Annotated in this window: 20 protein-coding genes and 2 tRNA genes; 12 read left to right on the forward strand and 10 right to left on the reverse strand. The window is 61.5% G+C overall.

Annotation, left to right across the window (positions count from 1 at the left end):
- Positions 1-76 precede the first annotated feature (76 nt).
- The 8 genes from LAN37_15370 to LAN37_15405 all read right to left on the reverse strand — a co-directional run bounded on the left by LAN37_15370 (position 77) and on the right by LAN37_15405 (position 6,896).
- Positions 77-292 carry a type II toxin-antitoxin system HicA family toxin gene (locus LAN37_15370; protein MBZ5648591.1) on the reverse strand — a complete coding sequence of 72 codons (216 nt, stop codon included), beginning with the start codon at positions 290-292 and terminating at the stop codon, positions 77-79.
- A complete protein-coding gene (locus LAN37_15375) occupies positions 289-516 on the reverse strand; it encodes a type II toxin-antitoxin system HicB family antitoxin (GenBank protein MBZ5648592.1) in 228 nt (75 codons plus the stop codon). Before LAN37_15375 ends, LAN37_15370 begins: the two co-directional genes overlap by 4 nt.
- A gap of 199 nt (positions 517-715) precedes the next feature.
- Complete coding sequence (locus LAN37_15380) at positions 716-1,135, reverse strand: hypothetical protein (GenBank protein MBZ5648593.1); 420 nt, start codon at positions 1,133-1,135, stop codon at positions 716-718.
- Positions 1,136-1,578: 443 nt separating this feature from the next.
- Positions 1,579-1,725, reverse strand: coding sequence for a DUF2934 domain-containing protein (locus LAN37_15385; protein ID MBZ5648594.1), 147 nt, complete (start codon positions 1,723-1,725; stop codon positions 1,579-1,581).
- Between the two features lie 200 nt (positions 1,726-1,925).
- Entirely contained in the window at positions 1,926-2,246 is a 321-nt protein-coding gene (locus LAN37_15390) for an antibiotic biosynthesis monooxygenase (GenBank protein ID MBZ5648595.1), read from the reverse strand.
- 265 nt (positions 2,247-2,511) lie between these two features.
- Entirely contained in the window at positions 2,512-3,183 is a 672-nt protein-coding gene (locus LAN37_15395) for a hypothetical protein (GenBank protein MBZ5648596.1), read from the reverse strand.
- A 1,514-nt stretch (positions 3,184-4,697) separates the two neighbouring features.
- Positions 4,698-5,831 (reverse strand): RHS repeat-associated core domain-containing protein, encoded by a 1,134-nt coding sequence (locus LAN37_15400; protein ID MBZ5648597.1) that lies wholly within the window; start codon positions 5,829-5,831, stop codon positions 4,698-4,700.
- Between the two features lie 312 nt (positions 5,832-6,143).
- On the reverse strand, positions 6,144-6,896 hold the full coding sequence (locus LAN37_15405; protein ID MBZ5648598.1) for a prohibitin family protein: 753 nt from the start codon (positions 6,894-6,896) through the stop codon (positions 6,144-6,146).
- A 671-nt stretch (positions 6,897-7,567) separates the two neighbouring features.
- On the opposite strand from LAN37_15405, the gene LAN37_15410 reads away from it, so the two are divergent.
- Positions 7,568-8,218 (forward strand): PilZ domain-containing protein, encoded by a 651-nt coding sequence (locus LAN37_15410; GenBank protein MBZ5648599.1) that lies wholly within the window; start codon positions 7,568-7,570, stop codon positions 8,216-8,218.
- Positions 8,219-8,423: 205 nt separating this feature from the next.
- Positions 8,424-8,957, forward strand: a complete 534-nt coding sequence (locus LAN37_15415) for a heme-binding protein (protein ID MBZ5648600.1) — start codon at positions 8,424-8,426, stop codon at positions 8,955-8,957.
- Between the two features lie 20 nt (positions 8,958-8,977).
- On the opposite strand, the gene LAN37_15420 is transcribed toward LAN37_15415, so the two are convergent.
- Positions 8,978-9,331 carry a DoxX family protein gene (locus LAN37_15420; protein MBZ5648601.1) on the reverse strand — a complete coding sequence of 118 codons (354 nt, stop codon included), beginning with the start codon at positions 9,329-9,331 and terminating at the stop codon, positions 8,978-8,980.
- Entirely contained in the window at positions 9,328-9,633 is a 306-nt protein-coding gene (locus LAN37_15425) for a hypothetical protein (GenBank protein ID MBZ5648602.1), read from the reverse strand. Before LAN37_15425 ends, LAN37_15420 begins: the two co-directional genes overlap by 4 nt.
- A 425-nt stretch (positions 9,634-10,058) precedes the next feature.
- Between LAN37_15425 and LAN37_15430 the strand changes: the two genes are divergently transcribed.
- The 10 genes from LAN37_15430 to LAN37_15475 all read left to right on the forward strand — a co-directional run.
- Entirely contained in the window at positions 10,059-10,490 is a 432-nt protein-coding gene (locus LAN37_15430; protein ID MBZ5648603.1) for a response regulator, read from the forward strand.
- A gap of 168 nt (positions 10,491-10,658) precedes the next feature.
- On the forward strand, positions 10,659-11,369 hold the full coding sequence (locus tag LAN37_15435; protein MBZ5648604.1) for an ABC transporter ATP-binding protein: 711 nt from the start codon (positions 10,659-10,661) through the stop codon (positions 11,367-11,369).
- Between the two features lie 38 nt (positions 11,370-11,407).
- Positions 11,408-11,482, forward strand: a tRNA-Gly gene (locus tag LAN37_15440).
- 107 nt (positions 11,483-11,589) lie between these two features.
- Positions 11,590-11,664, forward strand: a tRNA-Cys gene (locus LAN37_15445).
- A 514-nt stretch (positions 11,665-12,178) separates the two neighbouring features.
- Positions 12,179-12,502 (forward strand): antibiotic biosynthesis monooxygenase, encoded by a 324-nt coding sequence (locus LAN37_15450; protein MBZ5648605.1) that lies wholly within the window; start codon positions 12,179-12,181, stop codon positions 12,500-12,502.
- Positions 12,503-12,607: 105 nt separating this feature from the next.
- Positions 12,608-13,135 (forward strand): GNAT family N-acetyltransferase, encoded by a 528-nt coding sequence (locus LAN37_15455; GenBank protein ID MBZ5648606.1) that lies wholly within the window; start codon positions 12,608-12,610, stop codon positions 13,133-13,135.
- 99 nt (positions 13,136-13,234) lie between these two features.
- Complete coding sequence (locus LAN37_15460; protein MBZ5648607.1) at positions 13,235-14,053, forward strand: hypothetical protein; 819 nt, start codon at positions 13,235-13,237, stop codon at positions 14,051-14,053.
- Between the two features lie 44 nt (positions 14,054-14,097).
- The gene (locus tag LAN37_15465) at positions 14,098-14,511 is read left to right on the forward strand and encodes a helix-turn-helix transcriptional regulator (protein MBZ5648608.1); all 414 of its coding nucleotides are present in this window, start codon (positions 14,098-14,100) and stop codon (positions 14,509-14,511) included.
- Positions 14,512-14,947: 436 nt separating this feature from the next.
- Positions 14,948-16,615 carry a molybdopterin-dependent oxidoreductase gene (locus LAN37_15470; GenBank protein ID MBZ5648609.1) on the forward strand — a complete coding sequence of 556 codons (1,668 nt, stop codon included), beginning with the start codon at positions 14,948-14,950 and terminating at the stop codon, positions 16,613-16,615.
- Positions 16,616-16,957: 342 nt separating this feature from the next.
- The coding region (locus tag LAN37_15475) for a cytidylate kinase-like family protein (GenBank protein MBZ5648610.1) at positions 16,958-17,492 on the forward strand (535 nt) is incomplete at its 3' end.

Raw genomic sequence — 17,492 nt, forward strand, 5'->3', positions numbered from 1 at the left:
CAAGTAGGGACCAGGCTTCGCGGTACTTCTCGAAAAGGCGGCGGGAGAGGAAGTCAACGGGGCAAGGGCGAACAAATCACAAGTCGTTGGGTGTCAGGCCAGTGTATTTCGCGATCTTCTTGAGGGCTACGGGCCCAAGTTCCTCGTCATCATGCCACGCCCAGGTGTAATCAGGATATCCAGCTCGCTGAAGTTGCACGTGAGAGCCCTTCTTGGAGGTCTTGGGCTGCCAGCCGATGCGCAGCAGGGCTTGATATACGCGACGGGCTTTACTGCTCGGCCAATTGCTCACAAGAAGTGGATGGACTTGGGGGGCTTCCTTACTTGCTCCGTCCTGTCAGCAATGACGCGAAGGGCTAGAGCAGTAACGGCAACTTCGGCATCCTTTTTTGTTTTGCCATAGGCCATGACGCCGGGAAGTTCGGGGACTTCGGCCAGCCAACGACCATCCGTTTCTTGTTCAAAGAGGATGCGGAAGGATTCGCTGCCCTCTGGCGGCTGCGGAACAGTGGCCATCGCCTCTCCTGTCGGCTGGAGTCGGCTGTCGCAGAGATTATGGGTCGCCAGAGATGGCTACGTCAACCTTAAACGCAACCGCTGCCGAAGCCAAGTGACGGCACTGGTTCCTGCGCGCGTACGACCAACACTTTCCGGATTATCTTAAAGCTATTCTGATGGCCACACGGGCCCTGTGCAGGTTGGGATGGCAGGGAGCCTAGCCGAGTAACGGCCAGGCTTCGCGGTACTTCTCGAAAAGGCGGCGGGATTGGGGGTGGTCGGAGGCGAGGTTGATGCGCACGCGTCCGGCGAGCGCCCGGACGGGAATGACGTACCAGACCCGCTCCGGGGCGATCAGCACCACCACAAAATCCACATCCGAAGGACGATAGGCGAGCTTGAGGCTCTTGCCGTGTCCGACGGTGACCGCGTAGGCGCGGCGGTTGCGGGCGGGATGCGCCCACACCGACTTGACCTGCACACGGTACAGTCCCTGGCTGCCGTCCACGATGAAGTCGAACGGAGCACTCTCACCCCAGGGCTTGAAGACCAGCAGCCCCCGGGTGGAAGCGTCGAGCAGGAACCGGGCTTCCGCCGCCTCCCCCTGGCGCTTGCGCGCGGAGAGGCGAAGTTGCATTTAGGACAAATTACCCCAAATAAATTCCACCATCGCAGGCGGGTGAGCGTCTGTATCCGCGGTCACGGGTCTGCGTGGGCGTCGTCACGCGAAACAAGACTCACCACAAAGGACACAAAGGTACACAAAGGCAGGCGCGAAGGAAGAGAACACGCAACACCAGCCGCCAGGCACTCAAGCAGATGCAGGGCGGACAGTCGGCTGTGCCGGTGCTAGCGGGCAGGTCAACTGGTGCTCGTACAAGTCGCTTGCGGCTCGTTCCATGTCGACCTCCCTTTTTGCTGCGATTTCGGTGCTGACCCGATAAAACGCTGCAGCTAGAGCTTCGACATGCTTCGTCTGGGTCAATTCAAGGGCCCGGGTTAGATTCCTGCACTCTAAGCAATTCATAAACGCATTACCGTTCTCGATCTCGCAGCCGACCGCCGCGGGGATCGTTTCCGTTACTTGCGTCCGACGAGCATCTCCCGTTCGGCAGTGAACCAGTCTCGCTGATCCCTGCCGTCTTGACGTCCACCGCGTTCATACAATTCATAAGCCCGCTGACTTATCTCATTGTGTGAGGGGGCTGCTGCCGGCGTCCGGAGCATATTGGGGAGAGGAGTATTTTTCCGGGGAAGAATGCTGGGCTTCTGCTGCTTGTATGCTTTGGGATCGAACATTGTCAACCTCCTGGTTGCGGTGGGCTAAGGAGGGCCTGCCCGAAGGCGGGCCCAGGGTTAGGGGTGACTCTAATCTCCACCTGACACAGGGGACGTACACTGCCGTCCCCCGTATCAGTGGCGCTCACTTACGCTGCCATGACGATGGCAAGCTTGTGAAGCGTGGAGCTGATGACGGTCGAGACTCGCACCGTAGGCGCACCGTCGAGCATTTTTTCAAAGCTCTTCAGTACGGCGGGGAAAGCAGCCTTTTCGTAGGTTTCAGCTTGTTCCTTGCTGTCCCACAGACTGATCACAGTCACATTGATCCCGCCCTCGGATTCGAAAGCGATCTCGTCACGGAACCCCGGCTGTTTTCGCAGCACTGGGAGGACTTCTTTTTCTAATGTCTGGGTGAACGCACTCAGGGTATTGGGCTTCAAACGCATGGAGACGTTGCGGGAAAACATTGCAACCTCCTAAAGGTTGTAGTTGTGCTAAGAGAGAAGACTTCAGACGAGCTGACTTAGTTCAGGGGATCTGAAAGAGGGAGAGGTGCTGCTCACTCACTCTGTACCCTACGCGGAACGCGAGGCATTGTCAAACGAGACACTGCCGCGGGCGGCAGCTGCTCGATCCGATTGTTGGCGAGAAATCCCCCCATCACCACCAATCCTGATTTCGCGGGTGACTGGCGAGAGGGATTGTTCTCGTCAATCAACGGTCGCCCGCGCTTCACGACTGCGCCGCGAAATACGCGCACTCCCGCCGGACCGGACACTCCCCACACCGCGGCTTCGATCGCCGGCACAGCTCCTGCCCATGCCGCCGCAACAACACATGCGCCTGGATGAGCGCGTCGCAATCCGGCGCCAGCTCCGCCCTCACCGCCTCCTGCACCGCGCGATAGGTCGCGGCGTAGTCCTTCCCTTCCTTCGCGTACCCCACGCGCACCAGCACCCGCAGCCCATTCGATTCCAGCGCCAGCACGGGATGGGTGCGGGTCAGCAGCAGGAGCTTGTCGGCGCCGGGACCGCCGATCATGGGGAACTTCTTGAGTGCGCGCCGCGCTTTCTCGGGCGGCAGGGCCAGGATGGATTCCGCGTCGCCATCGAACTCGTCGCGCGCGATCTGCGCGATCTTGCGCAGCTTCTTCACCGTACTGTCGGGGACGATGCCGGCGCTGGCGATGTCCTTGAGCTTCGCGGCCGGTGCGGCCAGGATCTTGTCGGGGGCGAAGCCGACCTCTTTCTTCAGCCGCGCGAACGCGGCCGCACGCCGTTGGTCGTCCGCCAGGTAGGCGATGTTCTCCCACAGCACCAACTCCAGCACACCTCGGGCTGGCGGCGGCTCCACCTTCCCATAGTGCCGCCCCAGTTCCGAGATCAGCTTGGAGAAGCGGGACATTTGGGCGAAAACGGTACGCGCCCGGCGGGCAGCCGTCAACGGTGTCCCCAGGCCGCGGAAGCCACATGAGCGCACCGGCGACCGCGTGACCAACGTCCGCGTGGGCGGGAACGCGGTCGAGGTGATGCGGGAAGAGGTGAGTTTCTAGTTTCTAGCCACTAGCTGCTGCTCTTCTCTGTGGGACAGCGGCCCCGGCTGTCGAGGAGGTAGTGCGGCGCTTCAGCGCCGCGTCCCGGACGCGAAAGAAAAAATGGCTTTAGCCACCGAGGCACCTCAGCGGCTAAAGCCGTCCGATTCTAGGGCTGCGACCACGCGGGCCTGAAGGGCCCGCACTACCTCATAGGTGTCGAGCTTCGAGTTCCCACCCTTTGCTGCGCAAAGGATGGGGCACCCTCAGGATTCTCCAGAGGTGGGCCACCCGCCTTGTCTGGGCTCGAAAGGGTGGGCCACCCGCCACCCGCAAAGTTAGATTGCTGAGCGACGAAAGGGTGGGCCACCCGCCGTTAGTTGCAGGTCTGGGTGTTGGCGGAGTTGAGCTTGACCTGCCTCTTTCCCTTTCCTTCGTCCGAAATCATACTTGCCTATGTGCGGATTCAGGGGAGCAGGTCAGGGCCTTGACAATCCAGACTGGAATGAGGTTGACGAGACCCCTCACTGTAGAGCGCCAATGTTCCTGTTGCCTACTGGCAACCGCACCCGCCATTCCCGGTCACTTCGAATGAGTTCCACGATCTCGGAAGGATAAGGCAGGTCGTGAGGAAGTACGTCTTGAGCGGTCCGGTCACTAAGCGGCACAGGGGACAATACTAAGCACATCGTGACTAATGGGCGACCACCATATGAGGAGAACCTCCATTGCCGAATGATTTCGGCTGTGCGACTGGCTTTCTCCGATCTGGAGCTCACTACCCTGCCGTCCGAGTCGATTTCGACCACGAAAATCAATGGTTGGGTGTCTCGTTCGGTGAGCAGGTCTCGTGGCAGCGGTGTCGTATGGATTAACACAGGACTAGGCCTTGCGGTTTCGAATCCCGCGCGATAGGTCGTCCCGTCTTCAACCTTCAAGTAGTAGGCGGCAATCCGAGCCGAGGATGGACACCGCTGAGGTACGACAGGCGACTCGAATGCGACGTTCACGCTTTGCCCAGCCAATAACGGAATGCCTTGCGGCCCTGCTTGTGCTCCCAACCAATCACTTTCCACCCAGCCTGCTGCAGAGTCCAGACTCTTGAATGCTGCCACGGAAGCTACTTGGTTTTCATCCGCCCCAAGGAACTCAAGGATGAAGAGATAGTCAGAGATTCGAGATGAAGTCGTACTCTTAATTCGGAGTATGCCGCGGCTTGAAGAATACGAAGAACTAAACTGCACACCAAGAATTCTCACAATGTCCGATATCTGAGAAGTGGCAAACTCTCTCGCTTCGCATTTGAGCGAGTCGACCGCACCTGCTCTTGGTGCTAGGACAAAGGTCAGGCTAAGTACAATTGATGCAAGACGTAAGCATTTCGTCATTAGCGGACCCCCACGTAGATCGGATAAGTTGCTTCGTACCAGCTCAAGTTATGACTAATGTGAAACGATGCGGGTGCGCCAGCGGGAATCTCATGCCTAAACGTTAGGTTGATATCGGACAATTCGAGGGTCACACTCGTGTTTCCCTGAACCCGCAGAAAAACAGTGGTCGGATCATAGCCAAATTGCCCGCGATTTGACGGAGCTCCAACGTTGAAGTAAGTGCCGGAGGTGAAAACCGCTGGGTCACTAACTGATGCCCCTCCTGCACTGAATCTTGTGACCTTGTATTGACTGAGATCGACCTCAGCTCTTAACTGGAGGTCGATTGGCTTCCCTGCAGGCACAAATTTGGGGCTAACAGTAATATAAGTCTGCTTTGCAACCCGTTCCGCCTCATCGAGTTGATCATTCGCCAAGTTTGTGATCGTGACGCTGCCATTCTGGAAACTGACGACCACCGACCCGTAGCATATCTCTCCGCCTGGTTCACACCCGGTGGTTCGAATAGAGTTGTACCGCTCTAGCCCTTCCATGATCGCGGTCGATCCTCCCCCTCCCCCGCCCCCACCCCCGCCGTAGTTCATAGCGACCAAGTCGCCATCCCACGTCGTACCTCCACCACAGCTTTGGAACTCTGCGGAACAAGACGAGGCGTTCAATCCCTTTGGGTCAACCAGCGTCGTGGGCGCATTCATCACATACGCATACCGATTGAGCGACTGCGGTGTCGTCGGGTTCGCCGCCCCCAAACCCGCCGGATCTGGCGAAATCCATCTTCCGTAGAGGGCGTACTCGCGGTACAGGAAATCGTAGAGGCCCGCTGTTCCGCCCTGAATGGTGTCCTGGTTTTGGCCGGTGAAAGAGCGGTCGGGGGTGCCGGACTCGGCATAGGTTTCCCCGAAGGGAGCATACGCCAGGCTGGAATAGAGGGTGCGTGAGGTGGTGGTGGTCAGGCGCGAGCTGCCCAGCCAGTCGGGATGGCGGAAATAGGCCAGCGTGCTCCCCGAGTACACCGCCTGCGCCCCTGCAGGGAGGGGTACAAAAGCTTTCGTTACAGTCTGTCCATTCATCAATGCGAACTTCTGTCCGCTGGGGGCATAGACGATCTGGGTGGTCCCGCTCTCGACCATTCGGGCGGGTGGCCCAGACAACGCCAGAATGTTACACCTCTCCATGATGGGGGTGCCCCACCCAACGCGGTTTTCGTTGGGTGGGCGTGATTCTGCCTCTGCGCATCAGCGGTTGATTTCTAAAGAAAAGAATGGTCGGCCCTACAGGATTTGAACTTCTTCCGGTAAGTGTTGAGCTCGATCATTCCATCCGGCTGACCGAGCGGCGGACCATCTCATTAATCCCCTTCTCACTAGCAATCCCGCTTTGGCCGCGCGCACCCGCCTTTCCCAGAGTCCGATCTCTGGTCTAAGCTCCACTGCACAGCGCACTCATTGGTGCCCCAGGATCAGAGGAAGTCCGTTCTTTGGGTTACCGATGACGATGATCTTTGCGTTGGAGCTTTTGGCAAGCGTCTCGGTGGCTTCGATGCCCTTCCATTCAAGCAGTTGAGGGCTGATGCCCTGCGCCACAATCTGTTGAAAATCACGAATACCGGCCGCTTCGATACGCTTGCGCTCGGCTTCTTGCTTCTCCTTTTGCAGGCGGAAACTCATCGCCAATGACTCCTGTTCGGCCTGTTGTTTGGTTTCGATCGACGTTTTTAGCGCGGCTGGAAGTTGAATGTCACGCAACAGGATGTTCTCAACAATGACTCCGCGTTTATTCAGCTCGCGCCCGAGTTGTTCCGTGATCTGCTGGGCAACGCGCTCGCGGTCGCTGGAGTACAGGGCATTGGCGGAGTGTGAGGCCGTAGCTTCCCGGATCGCCGAGCGCAGGTTAGGCTCGACCACTATCTCAGGGTATCGCGGGCCAAGGGAACGGTACACTTCAGAAGCTTGCGCGGGATTCAGGCGGAACAGCAGCGAGGTGTCCAGTGTAATGATGAGGCCTTCGTTGGAGGGGACGCTGGCGGTCTCCTTGATCTCCTGCGTGCGAACCGACATGGTGTTGTTCCCTTTGAAAGGATTCACCATGTGCGTGCCTTCCGGCAACACCTCGCCGGTTACCCGGCCGAACAGCGTCAGCACACCCACGTGACCAGCGGGAACGTAAGCGATGGACGTCCACAGCAGCGCTGCCATGATCACGACTGCTAACCCGATTCCGAGGGAGCGCGTCATCGTTCCACGTGTTGCCTCAATGACCCTCGGCCGACCGAATCCAAATTCCGTCATAACTGCTCCATTCTGACCCCGCTTGCGTACAGCTTCGGCCAAGAGTTCAAGATCGCCCGGGCGGGGCCCCAGCGGGCGTCGGAAACCTTTAGCCGGAATCTCCTATTGAGCACCGAATCGCTCGCATTGTACGGCTTATGGGCGAGCTTGTGGCCCCGAAGCCGCATTCGCGAATGATGCAACGTGTAGCAGATCTCCCATTTGTATAGCTGTCCCCGTCAACCGGAGGCGCCCGGACCGATTTCACCTGCACCCGGTACAGTCCCCTGCTCCCGTCCACGATGAAATCGAACGGAGCCAGGTGAGCGTTTATGTCCGCGGCAACTCTTCGCATTGTGCGCCGTCACCAAGAGAAATGCTCACCCCAGAGGTGAACGCACGAAGACATGAAGGCAGAAAGACCCACCACGGACGTGGCAGCACGCGGATCCCAAGAGTTTCGCCCCGGGTCACATCGGTCTGCACAAAGGTACAGGGAGGGACGGACGAAGGGACGGGGCGAACCCGGAACGATGGAGGGGTTCACAAGAAGCGTTCGCATCGTACAATATGTGCAGCGACGGAAGGCGGTCGCAGTCATGGCGCAAAGCGGGGCTCATCTGGAGCAGTGGCACACGGCGCGGCGGTTCCCTCGCGTCCCCATCACCACTTCCGTGGAGATCCACGCGCGGCGCACCCAGGGCGCGCCCATCATTGGCAATATCGAGAACGTGAGCGTGGGCGGGCTGCTGGCGTCGTGCCGCGAGCACTTCGACCACCAGACCGAAGTGGCGATGCTCTTCAGTCTGCCCAACGGCCACGCCATCCGGGCCTTCGGGCGGGTCACCTACGCCGTCCCGGGCAAGCGCTACGGCATCGAGTTCACCGACCTGGACCGCGACGGGCGGGTCGAACTGGAACGTTTCACGCAAAAGATGATGGGCTACAACCGGCGCAGCGGCCGGGTGCCCTATCGCGTGCGCCTCACCGTGCGTCCGTCCGACCGCCCGGGCGAAGAGGAGCCCGCGATGACGGTGCTGGCGAGCCGCAATGGCGGCCTGCTGGTCTGCCGAACTCCTTACACCAAGGGCCAGGAGATCTATGTTGGGTGGCCGGAACGGGAGACCGGGGCGCAGGCCCGAGTGGTCTTCCAGCAGGTGTGGGAGGCCGACCAAATGGTCGAGCTGGGCTTCGAGTTCCTGGACCAGGAGAACTTCTGGGAGCTCGATTTTCCCGAAGAGGGCGCCTAGCTCCCTGGTTGCCACGGTTGATTGACGCCACAGCGCGGAACGCCTGAGTTGTCCGCCGCTCAACACCAAACATTCCCGGCCCCGAACCGCCGCCCTCCGCGTACTCCGTGTCCTCCGTGGTGAATCTTTGAGATCTTTTCCCAACGGTTGACCCGGCTGCCCGGCCTGCATATCATCTCCGCCCCGGAGAGTGAGGAGGGCACCCATGAAGTCCGTGCTGAAATCCCTGCTGGTGCTGGCGCTGGTGCTGGCGCTGGTGCTGCCGGTGGCGACCGCGCTGGCGCAGACGCCGGCCGGCGCGCCGGCCACCAATTTTTACGCCATCCCCTACGGTCCGCCGGTCACGCTGGAGGCGGCCAAAAAGGCGGCGGCCGCGGCCGTCGCCGAGGCCGTGAAGAACCACTGGTTCATGGCGGTCGCCATCGTGGACCCGAGCGGCAACCTGGTTTACTACGAGAAGATGGACAACACCCAGCTGGGCAGCGCCAAGGTGGCCATCAATAAGGCGCGCTCGGCGGCGCTCTACAAGCGTCCTACCAAGCTGCTCCAGGACGCGCTGGCGGGCGGCGGCGCCGGTCTGCGCGTGCTCGCTCTGGAAGGCGCGGTGCCGCTCGAGGGGGGCCTGCCCCTGATGGTGGACGGCAAGATCGTGGGCGCGATCGGACTCTCCGGTGACCTCAGCGAACACGACGGCCAGTGTGCCAAGGCGGGCCTGGACGCGCTCGCTGCCGCACACTAGCTCCGCCGCGGCCGCGGCGTCTACGCCGCGGGTCTCTGCGGCCGCTGCGCCAGCACGGCAAACACCGCCATGGCATAGATGATCAGATTGCCGACGTTGGGCTGTCCGTGCAACACGTGTACCGCTGCGGCCAGCACGAAGGTCGCGAACAGGCAGCAGCCGCCCCAGGCGATGGTGGCGGGGAGCAGGAACAGGACTGCGCCGGCGAGCTCCGCCCCGCCCAGCACGATGCGGATGACGTCGGGCATCCCGCTGTGGCGGAAGGCCCGCGCCTGTCCCGGCGAGAACAGGAACAGCGCCGCTTCGATGCCGATGACGATGCCGATCGTCCAGCGCAGGGCGGTGATCGCGGGCCGGCTGCGGTCGGCGTTCATGGCTTGCTCCTGGAAGCGCGCTTGCCAGGGGAGGAGCGCGCGATCCGGGCCTCTTTCAGACGATGGCTGGCGCTGGAGTCGAGGTCGAGCCCGTAGAACCTCTTCAGCTCCTTGATGCGGCGCAATGATTCCTCTCCGAACGGGCACTTGCCGTCGAAGGCGTGCAGCACGATGCCCTCGACCAGGTCTCCCAGGGTCATGTCGCGGTACTCGGCGAACGCCTTCAGCACCTTCAGGATGCGCTTTTCCACGCGGATGCCCGTCTGTACCCGCTCGACGATGAGTCGCTCCGCTTCCGCCATCTCGCCACCCTTTCGATTCCTATTATACATATGTACTGATGTACGTCAAAACGCTTCCTCCGTCCTTCCGTTCACCTTCCTCCGCGTCTTCCGTGTCCTCCGTGGTGAGGCTTCTTCGTCCTCTCCAGGGGTTTGGCCGGCGACGGCCCGCTGACTTTACCGATTGGTCACTGTGGAAGGCGGTGGAAGGATTGTGGAAGACTTCTGGCGTTGCGCCGCGCCGCGATGTGACCCGCGAAAATCGGCTGCGCCACGGCACGCAGAGATTTTCAAGAAAAAAACTTTGTTGTCATCTCCGATACTTTACATGCGGGGGGTGGGTGCGTAGTATCAGGCCCGCTTCTGGCAGTCTCAGCATTCAAAAAATCATTCGGCGAAGAAGATCTCGGCCTCGCTGTGCGGCAAAGATCTTCCTGGAGTCCCTGATGAAGGCGAAGCGGACGATCCTCTGCGTTGACGACAATGAACAGGCCCTGTCCATCCGAAAAGTGATGCTGGAGACGCGCGGCTACCGTGTGGTCGCCTGCTCGAACGGCGCCGAGGCGCTGGAGATCTTCCGCCGCGGCGGCATCGACCTGGTGTTGAGCGACCTGATTATGCCCGGCCTGGACGGCACCGCGGTCATCGACCACGTCAAGGCCATCTCGCCGCAGACCCCGACAATCCTCTTCTCCGGCACCATCAAGGTGTACGAGCGTGACACCCGCGCCGACGTTTTCCTCCCCAAGGGGATGTATGCCGCCTCTGATCTGCTGGAGCGCATCCGCCTGCTGATGGTGCGCAAGCGCGGCCCCAAGCGGGCCGTGCTGCCGGTGCAGGCGGCCCCCGCCGTCCCCCAGGTCCCCATCGCCTCGTAGGAACGATTTCACCGCCGAGACCGCGGAGGGATTGGTGTGCTGCCGAGGAACGCGGACTCTTCTGGTTCCGCCGCCCCTTGCTGCGTGCAAGGGTTCGTTACATCCGACTTCTCTGCGTTCTCTGCGCCCTCTGCGGTCAAAACATTTCGTGTAGACTCGAAGATTCGCATGGCCGCCATCATCCAGACCGAGAACGTGACCAAGGTGTACCGCGTGGGCAAGGTGGACGTGCCCGCGCTGCGCGGGGTGTCGCTGGCCGTGGAGCGCGGGCAGTTCGTCTCCATCGTGGGCCCTTCGGGCAGCGGCAAGAGCACCCTGTTCTACATCCTGGGCGGGCTGACCCGCGCCAGCGGCGGGCGCGTGGTGGTCGACGGCGAGGACTTTGCCCGGCTCTCCGACGCCCAGCGCACCGCCATGCGCAAGAGCAAGATCGGGTTCGTCTTTCAGAAGTTCAATCTGCTGCCCACCCTCGATGCCCTGGGCAACATCACCATCGCGCAGGACATCGCCGGCGGCACCCTGGACCGCGCCCACCTGGAGCGCATCACCAAAATGCTGGGCATCGCCGAGCGCCTCGGCCACCGTCCCTCCGAGCTCTCCGGCGGCGAACAGCAGCGCGTGGCCCTGGCCCGCGCCCTCATCAACAAGCCCGCCATCGTGCTCGCCGACGAGCCCACCGGCAACCTCGATTCGCAGAACTCCGAGATCGTGCTCCGGATGCTGCGCCAGTCGAACCAGGAGTTGGGCCAGACCGTTCTCATGATCACCCACAATCCCGAGGCGGCCAGCTACGGCGACACCATCGTGCACATGCGCGACGGCCAGATTGTGCCTCCCGACATGGATCCGCAGTGGAGCCCGCACAAGCCCGCGGTTTGACCCCCTTTTTTGTACTTCGCTATAATCGAATGTGACGAGCGGGAGTAACTCAGTGGTAGAGTGCGACCTTGCCAAGGTCGAAGTCGCGGGTTCAAATCCCGTCTCCCGCTCCAGCCTTCCTCACATCCCGCCACGGGCGGGTTTTTTGCTCTGCGAAGGCGCAGTCGCCAACCGGAAGGGCGCGGTAGCCAAGCGGTAGGGCGCAGTAGCCAAGTGGTAAGGCGCGGTAGCCAAGTGGTAAGGCAGAGGTCTGCAAAACCTTTATTCGGCGGTTCGATTCCGCCCCGCGCCTCCAATCTTCAGTTCAGCATTCCTTTCGATGCGAGGTCCTTCGCGCGCAGGTACGCGTTCAGGATTTCGGCAGCGGGCTCCCGCGTTCGCTGCGCGAACGCTCACGCCCGCCAAACGCCTCAAGTTCGATTCCGCCCCGCGCCTCCAACTCCTGCAACGGTGCAGCTCCGAAAATGCTGGCTTTCTGAGTTGCCGCGGTTTCTCCTCGGATCTACCTATTTCTCTGGAGTTCAATGGAAATGTCCCACGGAGACCCATGCGGTGCCGAAATGAAACCGTCTTGGTTGAAAAGGTGACACTCGGATATCCTCCTTGGAGACCGGTCCGTCGCTGTTTGTCGAAAAGAAACTGCTGCGGCGGCCCCTGAGGAACCTGGCTCCGTGACGGGAAGCACTGCACAATGTTTGTGGCATTGACTGGCCCCTACGTCCGGCGTAGGTTTCGGCCCGTATCCGACTTCCCGCCGAAATCGCACACGACGGGTCCCTTTCACCTTCTAACCACGAAAGGAGAGCCCCATGTTCACACGGCTAGTCGAAGTCACCACCAAGCTGGGCAAGACGAAAGAGGTTGCGGAGATCATCCAGGAGAAAGTACTGCCGATCCTGAGGAAGCAGCCGGGGTTTATCGATGAGATCGTGCTGGTGTCCACCGCGGAAGCGAATCTCATTTATGCGATGAGTTTCTGGAAGAACCCCGAGGATGCCGAACTCTACAGGCGGGAGCAGTACCCGAAGGTCGAAGAACTGCTGCGGCCTCTGCTGGAGACCAACCCGAAGATCCTCACCTTCGACGTGGACACTTTCACCACCCACAAGATCGCACTGGGAAAGGTCGCGTAAGAGAGAACACGGTTGAGCAAGGGCGAGCTCGCAAGGGCCCGCCTTTTTCGCATCAGCTCACCGACTGTCGGTGAATGCGGAGACAGGCGTACAGTGGCAGGGACCATGGCGCCGATCATCCGCCTCGCCGGACCCGGAGATGTCGAAGGAGCGGGTGTCATCTGCAGCCGGGTGCTCTCCGGGAAGCTCCCGTACCAGTACGAACTGAACATCGGGCTGGAAGGATGCTTGAATCTCGTCGCCGAGGAGGAAGGCCGGGTGATCGGCTACGTCTCGGTGCTGCTGCGCCGGTGGAACCCGCGCGGAAGAAATCTGTGGGAGAGGGTCGCGCCCTATCTGGCGTTCATCGGCGTCATCCCCGAGAGGCAGAGCAGAGGCGTCGGGGAGCTGCTCTTGCGGGCCGCCATAAGGGAGACAGTGCTGCGTTGCCCGAACGAGCCGCAACTGTTCCTGGAACATGCGCCCGACAACCGGGCCGCACGGCTGTACGCGCGGGTCGGGTTCCGGACGATGTCCCGCGACGAAGTCTTCAGGCTTACCGGCCTGGATGTGAAGGGGCCGGTGCTGTGTCTCGGCCTCCATGCCGAGGGCGCAGGAGCGCCCGTCCGACCGCCTTGCCCGGCCTCCGACTGAATCCAGCTAAAACCATCCCACCCGAAAACGAATTAATACGTTTGACATAGCGATTAGAGTTGTAGGGATTCGTTCATATTTCTCTGCCGTGGGGGATCCGTGCGGAAAACCGTTTTCGTGGTGTGCTTCGCCCTGTTCGCGTTCACGATCGCGTTGGCACAAGACAGCTTCATCGACGAGTGGCAGAAGCGGGCCACGGAAAGCCAGGCGGAGCAGCCGCACTGGGTGACGCCGGTGGCGGTCACGACGCCGCGGCTGGAGCAGGAGATCCGCTACGACCTGATGTGGCGGACGCAGGAGGACGGCACCACGCTGGCGAACTACGGCGGCGGCAAGGGCCTGGAGCTGATCCCCACGCGGCGCACAGAGATCATCATCGGCATTCCGCCCTACATCACGCATGAGAATGCATCCCACGACGGCTGGGGCGACCTGTCGTTCCTGCTGAAGTACCGGGTGACGTCGCGCAACGAAGAGAAGGGCAACTACATCGTGACCATGTTCCTGGGAGCGACAGTGCCCACGGGCTCGTACGCGAACGGGGCGCGAGACGCGGTGGTCACGCCCACGATCGCGGTGGGAAAGGGCTGGCACAAGTTCGACGTGCAGAGCACGTTCGGGGTGGGCATCCCGACCGCCGGCGCGGCGACCTTCGGGCATCCCATCGCGTGGAACACCGCCTTCCAGTACCGGCTGATGAAACGGGTCTGGCCGGAGATCGAGGTGAACTCGACCTTCTGGAACGATGGCACGAACGCGGGCAACAAGGAGGTCTTCCTGACGCCGGGGCTGGTGTTCGGGCGCTTCCCCATCCATAACCGGTTGGGGTTCACCTTCGGCGGAGGCGTGCAGATCGCGGCCACCCGATTCCACCGGTTCAATCACAACGGCATCCTGACGCTGCGGATGCCGTTCTAACGGTTGTGCAGGAGGGCGCGCGGGTGTACAAAACGAGCGAAGCCATGAGTCCGCAAAAACTGTTCACGCCACGGGACGCCGCCAAGGTGATGGGGATCAGCTATCCCACGCTGAAGCAGTGGATCTATAAGAAGCAGCTCAAGTCGGTGAAGACGCCGGGCGGGCACCACCGCATCCCGGAGACCGAGGTGGACAAGTTCCTGGGACACGTCTCGGAGCGGGTGAGACCGGAGAAGCGGCGGGCCAATTTCCGGCGCATGAGCGGGCGGAACCAGCTCATCGGGCGGGTCACGAGCGTCAAAGTGGACGGACTGATCGCGCAGGTGACGCTGTCGATCGGCGACCAGCACATCACCTCCATCATCACCGCGGACGCGGTGCGGGAGATGCGGCTGAAGGTAGGGCAGACCGCGGCGGCGATGATCAAATCCACGGAAGTGATGATCGTGCTGCCGTAGGGATCGCACTCACCCGCCCTGTCGCGCCAAGAGCGGGCGCGACAAGGACGGGGCACCCTCGAATGTATTTGTGCAGTGAATGACCAGTCAGAACGGAAAGGCTGGGCCAACCTCCTTGTGTTCTACATAACCCCGTTCTGATCGTTCCAAGTGCTGCGCCCGCAGGTGGTCAATTCTGACCAGACGTGAGTATCGCGACAATGGATACTTCTTGCTCATGTGCAAACGTTTGCAGCTTTTGCGTATTCGGCGCATGCGGATGAAATTAACAAGTTCTTTGTTTTCAGTTGTTTGAATAATTTCAAGGTTTGGCCGTAAAGGTGCTCAACCTTAACCGGGTACATGGCTCAGCAGGAGCAAACGGTTCCCCCCAACTCTTTCTCCGCTGCTCCGGAAGCTCGTGGTAACGACTCCCGAGGGAGTGACGGAGGGATAAATGAAGATGTCTCTAAAGAGGGTGATTCTAGTAGCGCTCCTGGCAGTGGTCTTCGTGCCGCTGGCAACAGCGGGCGATATCGATTTTCTGTTTGCCGGGGGAACCTGGTCGTGGGCAGGCGGAGTGGGTAGCCAGCTCATCGCCAACAGCAACACCGTCCTGGTGAATGGGAATTTCTTGATCAACGCAATCGCTATCACCAGCGGCGGCGCCATCGGTGGCAACGGCTCGGTAGCGAACCCGTTCACTTGGGGTGCGGGCGGCGGCATCTCGATCAGTGGCTGCGGCGGCCCCTGCTTCTCGGGCACCTTCACGTCGGCCCAGCTCGGCTTTAACGGCGGCGGCGGCATGACCTTTGTCGGCAACTTTATTGTTGGCACAGTGGATCCTCTGTTACTTGCCTTCCTCGGCTTGCCCGCGAACGTAACAGACTTCTCCGGCTTGATGCACATGGACATCAACCCGGCGCCAGTCAGCTTCGCCAACGGTGGCCAGGGCTTTGTGGGCAGCGGCGATATTCACCTTCAGCCGGTGCCTGAGCCTGGCACGCTGGCGATGTTCGGCTCCGGCGCATCGGACTCGGGGCTGATCCCGATGATGTTCCCCGACTACCAGCGGGTGAACAATCCCGAGGCGAACAAGCGCTTCGAGGCGCTGTGGGGCGCGCGCCTCGACACCAAGCCCGGCCTCACCGTGGTCGAGGTGCTGAACGGCGCCTACGACGGCACGATCCGCGGCATGTACGTGATGGGCGAGAACCCGGCCATGTCCGACCCCGACCTGCAGCATGCGCGCGAGGGCCTCGCGCGCCTCGAGCACCTCGTCGTTCAGGACATCTTCCTCACCGAGACCGCGTGGTTCGCCGATGTAGTTTTGCCGGCGACCGCCTGGCCGGAGAAGGACGGCACGGTGACCAACACCGATCGCATGGTGCAGCTCGGCCGCAAGGCGGTGCCTGCGCCGGGCGATGCGCGCGAGGATCTGTGGATCGTCCAGGAGCTGGCGCGCCGCCTCGGGCTGGGCTGGGATTATCGCGGGCCGAAGGATGTCTGGAACGAGATGCGCCAGGGCATGAACTCGGTGCACGGCATCACCTGGGAACGGCTCGAGCGCGATTCGTCGGTCACCTACCCTTGCGAGAACGAAGGCGATGCGGGAGAGCCGGTTGTGTTCCAGACCCATTTCCCGACGCCGACCGGACGCGGCAAGTTCGTCCCTGCCGATCTGCTGACGGCCGCGGAGCGTCCGGACCGGGACTATCCGATGGTGCTGATCACCGGCCGCCAGCTCGAGCACTGGCACACCGGCGCGATGACGCGCCGCTCGGCGGTGCTCGATGCGATCGAGCCTGAAGCAGTGGTCCTCATGCATCCGCTCGACCTGGCGGCGATCGGCGCACGCGCGGGTGAAGTCGTGACCGTGCGCTCGCGGCGCGGTGCGATCTCGCTCTACGCTCGCGCCGACGAGGGCACGCCGCGCGGCGCGGTATTCATTCCCTTCGCTTACCAGGAGGCGGCCGCCAACCTGCTCACCAATCCGGCGCTTGATCCCTTCGGCAAGATTCCGGAATTCAAGTACTGCGCGGTCAAAGTGACGAGCGGTGGAACGCCGCCCGCCGATCCCGGCTACGGCAAAGGCAAGCAGCTCGCCGCCATGCGCACGACCTGAGACCGGGCTTCCGCCGCGTCTACGACACTGAAAGAGCGCCCACGCGCACCAGCGTGGGCGCTTTCTTTTTGCGCTGCGGCCCCGGCGCATGTCGTTATCGCGCGCAATTCTCGCTTCCCAGGTTTATGCCGAGATGAAAACTCATTTCATGTCCCTCGGCGGGCGAATTGTCAGGGACTGTTCGAGGGCGCGTGAACATATGTCAGAAGCGATCTAGTGGCATTGAGTTGTGCGGCGCGACTGCCGACAATCGTCCCCGCCCGCCGTGATTGCGGACCGCACGAATGATCGAGTGCAATCGAATTCGATCGAATACGAAACAAGACTAATTCGGAGACTGCCATGCCAATCGTCGCGATGACACGTGAAATGGGAGCGCTCAGCAACGAGGTTGCGGAGGGGCTCGCGCAGGAACTGTCGGTGCCGGTCGTGCAACACGAAATCATCGACGTGCTCGCCGACAAGATGCGGGTGCGCAAGAGCCACGTGGTGAGACTGATCGACGGACAGGCGAATCTCTTCGAGCGCATGAACGCCGACAAGACGAGCATGGCGATCTACACCGTCGCGGAGATCTTCAATCTGGCGACGCGCGGCGCGGGCGTGATCCTGCGCGGCTGGGGCGCGGTGCACGCATTGCGCGCGGTGCCGCATGCGGTGTGCGTGCGAATCTGCGCGCCGCTGGAGCTGCGCAAGCGCCGCCTCATGGAAAGGCTCAAGACCGACCGCGAGGACCTGGTCGAGAAGGAGATCGAAAGCAGCGACGAGGCGCAAACCGCGATCAACCGCCGCAATTTCCACCTCGACTGGACCGACGCCACGCACTACGACCTGGTGCTCAACACCGAGCGGGTCACGGTGAAGCAATGCATCGAGG

The organism is Terriglobia bacterium (genome assembly GCA_020073495.1).
GTDB lineage: Bacteria > Acidobacteriota > Terriglobia > Terriglobales > Acidobacteriaceae > JAIQFD01.